The sequence below is a fragment of the Dyella sp. SYSU CM1112 genome (assembly GCF_058216415.1).
Genome location: NZ_JBZEGI010000014.1, coordinates 114,634 through 120,722, shown reverse-complemented (window position 1 = coordinate 120,722; position 6,089 = coordinate 114,634). Strand labels below are relative to the sequence as shown.

Below are 6,089 nucleotides of genomic sequence, written 5' to 3'. Positions count from 1 at the left end.
CGTTGGCGTTGGCGTTGGCGTTGGCGTTGGCGTTGGCGTTGGCGTTGGCGTTGGCGTTGGCGTTGGCGTTGGCGTCGGCGTTGGCGTTGGCGTTGGCGTTGGCGTTGGCGTTGGCGTTGGCGTTGGCGACGTGAAGGTGAATTCCCGGCTGTTGAAAACCTTATAGGCGTCCGCCTGTCCGTAGAGCCATACGTGTTCCGCCACGCTATCGACAAAAGAGGCATCACGGTCACCCATGAGTTGGGTCGTGCTGTGATACGTGTTTCCGACAAGGTTGCCTTTATCATCGACAAACTTGGCTGTCATGCTCAGATAGGCATCACTGCTCGAATCGAAGGGATCCAAACCTGACTTGGTCATCAACTTGAACGTAACCTGTGAACCCGGCGGGTACTCACTGTTCTGGTCGACGACGACCATTTCCACTTCGTTCTGGTAAGTGGTGTTCGTAACGTAAGAGGGATCCGCAGGAGCGTTATCCTTTTGGGTCGTGAGCCTGACCAGCGGTGTGGCCTTGGAAACAGGATGACCCGGTTTATTGGGGGACGTCACGATGCCTTACTCCCTTCTACGCTTCTTGCGCACCAACGCTATCGAAGAAAAACCTTTCGGACCGGATAGGCGATGGCTTGCCGTCTATCCATGCTTAGCCTAATCACCAAACGCTCGCGGCCGTATATTCAAATTCGGGATCACACATCCCGTCTGCGGAGCACAAGGCATCCTTTCAAGTCGTCCATTTCCAGGCACGTCTGTTCACAGCACTTCCGCCAGCACGACGCCCCTCGGCGTCGGAATAAAAATGGGCCGCAGCCATCCCTCATAAGCCAACCCTTCCACTTCTTTGCGAACATCCATGTAATGGCCGCGCAATCCTGATGTCCAATCATGAAAGCCGACGATCGTTCCCGCACGTAGCTGGTCGCTTGCCCGATATCGTTTGAATTCCTGGGCGCGAAGTTCATACAGTGAGTCAAACCAGGCAAAGTGGATGGGCTCGGATGGCATGTAATCCAATGACGACTGGCGCCGCATCTCGAAACGGGCTCGCTCCACGCTGTGCTCGGTAACAGCTGCCTCAAGCAACTGTTCGGCGTATGCAATGCGGTCAGCATCCACATCCAGGGATATGAGCCGGCCATGGCCGTTCCGGGTGAGTGCCCGAGCAATCTCCCTCGCGGTATACCCATAAGCGGTTCCCGTTTCGATCACCAGCTCAGGCTGGATGGCGCGCACCAAGGCACCGACCAGCTCGGAAACCTCGACTTCACTGGAATCATTGTCCGGCGCGTGCCAGTACTCCGGATGCGGACAGGCACGGTGAGGCGCCGTGAATTCGGATTCAAGAGGCATCGTAGGCATTTTCAACAGGGACATGTCTGGCATTGCTGAAACCCGCCTTCGGCGCGTGATCTAACTGATATGAAAATCGGGAAAGCTGATGAAACTCAGCGTTACGTATGGATCGTTGATAGAGCTTGGCTGCATCGCACCTGGCAGATCGATATTCAAGGTGACAACTTCAGCAACATCATTAATGACCCTGAACGTGGCCGTGCCATCCTGCTTGTTCCAGTAAATCTGATTTGTCTTGCCGGTATGGATGCCGCCAATGATGGAAGCATGACTATCGGTTTCCCTGATGCTTACCTGCAGGTAAGGCGCCGCGGTGTTCACATCGACGACAAGGCAAATCATGCAGGCCGTCTTCCCATCCGCAATGGCATTCGTCGTATAACGGTATGCTTTGATGTCGCCCGGCCCGACAAGATAGTTACTGAAAACAGCTGTCGTCCACACCGCAAGATCCGGGTTTTGATTCACCATTTCCGTGGATTGGGTGAACGCCGATACCAGGACAGATCCACCTGTATGGTTGTCCGTACCGATATAGGCCACCTTGAACGTGCCTCTCCCCTGCTCGTCCAACTGAAAGGGATAGGTGGTTGGATCATCGCTCGTTTCGGCTTCAAGAATCACGGCCACTGGATCGACCGACGCCGTAACAGGGACGCCCGGACGGCCAAAAAGGTTCACCTGGTTATAGGGGTTGAACTGGTAATCGCCAGAACGAAGGGGAGCGAACCGCGTAGACGTTATCTGCAATTGGTTGACATCCACCCATGACAATCTGACTGCGGTCGGATTCGGCGGTATAGGCTCATTGTCCTTGCGAACGAAATACCATCCCTTTCCTTTGCCGCTATTGCCAAGTCCGATGACTTTGTCGGCATCGAAGGTGACCAATATCCCTCCCGCATGAATATCGCTATCCCCCACCGTGTAATGGATGGTCTGGGAGGCTTGTGGAGCCTCAACCCCGCTTGCGTCCGATCCCGCCCAATAAATGTCCACCTGATCTCCGGACCGAATGTCGTAATAGGTCACGAAGGCCCGCGCGCCGCCATGGGCCGCGATGGCTCCGTACATCAACGTGGACGTGTCGTCCTTTATCACAGCATCTATAAATTGCAGCGGCGGATAACTGACCACCGCGGAGTTTATGAGCGTAAACGGATCGGCCGGCGCAGATACGGTACTTTGCCCGATGGACTCCGTGACCGTATAGGATGGGGCGTATTGCCCATCGGGTATCATGAAGGAGTAGCACGGAACCCGAAAACTATCGAGACTCGGGTCATCCACGATGTAAGGGAAATGGATATTTCCATTGAAGGAAACAACGATCTGGTCTCCCCTGTGCGGATTCATCCAAGGCTTGATGACCGCATAAATAATTGGAACTTGCCCGGCATCAATAAGGCGGCCTGGGTTATCGGCCTGGGGAAAGTCAGGAGCAAGAAGCAGGCCGGTGTCGAAGGTTCCCATGGGTGAATGTCCTGTTCACGTTCTTACAGCCAATGATGCGAGACGTCCCGCCAATGCGACATAATGTGTGCCGGCAAGTTACGATTTCGGCCAGGAAGCCGCCGCATAGAAGCGGATGCCAATGAACATATAATCCCCGTCCGAGGATTCGGGAAGGGTCACGGTGACTACCGCATTGACATCGTTGCCGCTCTTGTCAAAGAGATTGAAAGACGCCCATTCGTTACGGCTCAAAGGAATATCCGCATCCTGCACGCCGGGCGTATTGATATATGTCGTCACAAGGTCGCCCGGAGTACGGCTCGCAACGTTGGCGTGGATTTTCGTGAATTTGAATGTATCTACCCGGTTATAGACCCTTATGTATACCGAACACGGCGCAACCATGCGGGCATCGTCGTTCTGGCTCGGCGCACCGGTGGTATAGCCATACGCGCGGACATTGGGTGCGGTGTCAAGCTGGTCCTGCATCCAGTTTCTGAAGAACGTAGGACGAGCCACCGGCTGCAGGCTCGCCGAACTGACATCAGGATAAATGGTGACCAACGACGACGGCAGCATGCTGCGGTTGCGGTTGCGGTTGGCCAAGCTGTCTGCTCCGTATCTCAGCGAGAATTTCGCGTAACCACTATCGTCGAGAATGATAGGCAGATCAGTCGCCGGATAACCATTGGCATCAACGATCACCGGTCCGGCCGTGACGGATGCCGTACCCTTCATGCCGGCAGGGCCTCTTACCACGGCAACGTTATAAGGATTCAAAGGGTAATCGCCAGAATAAAAAGGGGCAGCATCCGTAATAATTACATTCAGCGACGAGAAGTCTTTTAGGCTCATGGGGATTCTCTCAGTTGATTTGATGGCTGCCTCACCCTTCAAAAACAAACTACGCCAGTCGCTCGATCGGAGCCTGGTTTATTCAGACTAAATCATGGATAGAAAGGGATAAACCATCAAAACCGGGATCAATCATCCCACTTTGATGACATACCAAGATGCTTGTTTTCCCATAGATTAGAGACGCTTTTTAGCGCGAATCCACAACAGGCAAGGACTCCCACATGATCGTCATCGGAACAACCATTCCTCCTTACAAGTACGACCATGCGCTGCAAGTCTCATCCTGGTTGGTTAATGCCCGCGCCATGGCGGCGCTTTCGGATGTAACGTTCTTCGCCGCATTGGAAATCGATGCGCGCGGCCCCGATGTCCACGCGTCCGTGCTCCGCGAGCTCAAGGCGCTGCCGAGCGCCACCTGGACATTCAGCCTGGATGATCATGCTCTTTGTCTAGACTCGAACAATCGCCTGGCGCGCATCTGCACTGGCCGCAATCTAATCACGCAATATGCGCACGACGTGGGGGCCTCGCATATTCTTTTCCTGGATTCGGACATTACCGTGCCGGCGATTACCCTCCAGCGCCTCCTCGAGGTAGATTGGCCCATCGTAGGCGGGCATGTGCCGACCTATTGCCTCAAAGGACCACGCGTACGTTGCGCGCGAATCGACACCGATGGCGATGACGCGTGGGCGATCGAAGTGGATGGCATGCGTCGCCAGACTACCAGCCGTCCGTTGTTTTCCGGCGACATCGACCTGCAGGAACATATGAACACGGCAGGCTTCTTATTGGTGCGCCGCGATCTGTTCCGCGTGTTGCGGTGGCGTTGGGACAAAGATGCCGGGCTTACCGACGACCCTTGCTATCACGCGGATGCCACCCGGCTGGGTTATCCCACCTGGGTACGTCACGACGTGATCGGCCGCCACTGGCCGCCTGCCATCGGCCCGGTCGAGAAACGCGGGCATGATATGCAGATCTATCGCGAACCCGCTCTGGTACAAGCCGCCCCATAACATGCATGACGTGGCGTGTCTCTGCCGCATGGGTATCCGACAAGCATCCGAACAGAGTGGGTTGCACTGCCAGATAGCGTCACTCACTCAACCGGCGTATGTAACTCCTGCACACAGGCTTCCCAGATGGGGTGGAAACTTCACACTGCGATGGAGGGCAGTCCTGCCTGATGCGAGTTCGTAGTGGCATTCAAACGCGACATGATTGAGGAAAACACGCAAACAGCAATAAACACCTGCCTGCTGGCTTATACGCACGCGCCTTGCGGCATCCAGGCCGAAAACACCTCTTCCGCCGTATCTTCCGCCTCAAACCGCCTTGCCCAGGCGTACGCGCGCATGGCATGGGCATCCGCCAGGCGCCGCGGCTCGTCACTGGCGTACGCCCTGATCTCGTCAACCCAGCTTTTCCATGCGTCGGCGCAAGGCTTTACCAATGGATTAGGACTCTCTCTGTAGGGATGCACTGCCGAAGCGACACAAGGAACGCCCATGGCGCCCGCTTCGAGCAGTTTCAGATCGGACTTTGCGCGATTGAATGGGTGATCTTCCAGCGGCGCCAGCGCAAGATGAAAATGTTGCGCCTTGCAGAAAGACAAGAACTGATCCACTTTCTGGGGGGGCAGCACATTGACTCTTCCACCCAAACCGCGCAATGCCGGCGGCACGCGTGTGCGTTCGCGAATGGACTTACCTGTCTTGTCGACCAAGCGCTCTGTCGTTCCAAAGAAAAACCACTCGATTTCCCTGGCGGTTTCCTTGATAGCGCGAAGGATCTGCCTGACATCGCCCTGGTGATTCATGCCCCCCATATAGGCGACACGTAGCCGCTCTCCCGGCTGGCGTGATCTTGGCTCGCAAAAATCGACTTCACTCACCCTGTTGCGAAGTATCCGCACGTCCTTGACATCGGGTGCGAATACCTTGATCTGTTCGGCCAAATAAGGATTAGTCGTCACAACGTGGCCGGCCAATGCGAGGTTAATACGCAGAGCCTTGCGTTGTTCGCCCGACATGCGGAAGCACGACTGCTCCGGCCCATGCCAGAGCAAGTCATCGATATCCATCACTATGTAAAATCCGGCGTCCCGGTATGCTTTCATCCACTGAACCTGATGCGGCTCATATTGACGCTGCGTTACGATGGCCAGGCAGCGCTCACCCGTTTGCGCCTCGCGTTTCCTGACCCAATCCGGGTTGCCGGGAATCTGGCTATTCATCCAAAGGCCCTTTCCCTTTTGGAAAAAAACACCGGAAGGCACGGCCATGCGGTAATACCCGCAAGCGTCGCGCCCTGCCGGTGCAACCCAGAGATATTCCCTGGTTGTGCCCGCCGGGTGGCCATCTGGCACGCAAGGCTTTTCCACGTTACGCATGCTCCTTTCTCTTATCCGCAATGCC

Annotated in this window: 6 protein-coding genes; 1 reads left to right on the top strand and 5 read right to left on the bottom strand. The window is 55.6% G+C overall.

Annotated elements, in window-relative coordinates; all coding sequences use genetic code 11:
- From AC4HNJ_RS17815 to AC4HNJ_RS17800, 4 genes are all read right to left on the bottom strand, one after another.
- Positions 1–552, bottom strand: a 552-nt coding sequence (locus tag AC4HNJ_RS17815) for a hypothetical protein (protein ID WP_490480946.1), incomplete at its 3' end; no start/stop codon positions are given.
- Positions 553–756: 204 nt separating this feature from the next.
- Positions 757–1,377 carry a class I SAM-dependent methyltransferase gene (locus AC4HNJ_RS17810; protein WP_490480945.1) on the bottom strand — a complete coding sequence of 207 codons (621 nt, stop codon included), beginning with the start codon at positions 1,375–1,377 and terminating at the stop codon, positions 757–759.
- Positions 1,378–1,413: 36 nt separating this feature from the next.
- Positions 1,414–2,829, bottom strand: coding sequence for a hypothetical protein (locus tag AC4HNJ_RS17805; protein ID WP_490480944.1), 1,416 nt, complete (start codon positions 2,827–2,829; stop codon positions 1,414–1,416).
- A gap of 78 nt (positions 2,830–2,907) precedes the next feature.
- Positions 2,908–3,666, bottom strand: a complete 759-nt coding sequence (locus AC4HNJ_RS17800; protein ID WP_490480943.1) for a hypothetical protein — start codon at positions 3,664–3,666, stop codon at positions 2,908–2,910.
- A 224-nt stretch (positions 3,667–3,890) separates the two neighbouring features.
- Between AC4HNJ_RS17800 and AC4HNJ_RS17795 the strand changes: the two genes are divergently transcribed.
- Positions 3,891–4,688: a hypothetical protein gene (locus AC4HNJ_RS17795; protein WP_490480942.1), complete on the top strand. Its 798-nt coding sequence runs from the start codon at positions 3,891–3,893 to the stop codon at positions 4,686–4,688.
- 248 nt (positions 4,689–4,936) lie between these two features.
- Here the strand turns inward: AC4HNJ_RS17795 and AC4HNJ_RS17790 are convergent, their stop codons facing one another.
- Complete coding sequence (locus AC4HNJ_RS17790) at positions 4,937–6,064, bottom strand: glycosyltransferase family protein (protein ID WP_490480941.1); 1,128 nt, start codon at positions 6,062–6,064, stop codon at positions 4,937–4,939.
- Between the last annotated feature and the right edge of the window lie 25 nt (positions 6,065–6,089).

Excerpts from the sequence above, each read along its gene's own strand:
- AC4HNJ_RS17790 (WP_490480941.1), bottom strand. The coding sequence starts at position 6,064 with ATGCGTAACGTGGAAAAGCCTTGCGTGCCAGATGGCCACCCGGCGGGC.
- AC4HNJ_RS17800 (WP_490480943.1), bottom strand. The coding sequence starts at position 3,666 with ATGAGCCTAAAAGACTTCTCGTCGCTGAATGTAATTATTACGGATGCT.
- AC4HNJ_RS17810 (WP_490480945.1), bottom strand. The coding sequence starts at position 1,377 with ATGTCCCTGTTGAAAATGCCTACGATGCCTCTTGAATCCGAATTCACG.
- AC4HNJ_RS17805 (WP_490480944.1), bottom strand. The coding sequence starts at position 2,829 with ATGGGAACCTTCGACACCGGCCTGCTTCTTGCTCCTGACTTTCCCCAG.
- AC4HNJ_RS17795 (WP_490480942.1), top strand. The coding sequence starts at position 3,891 with ATGATCGTCATCGGAACAACCATTCCTCCTTACAAGTACGACCATGCG.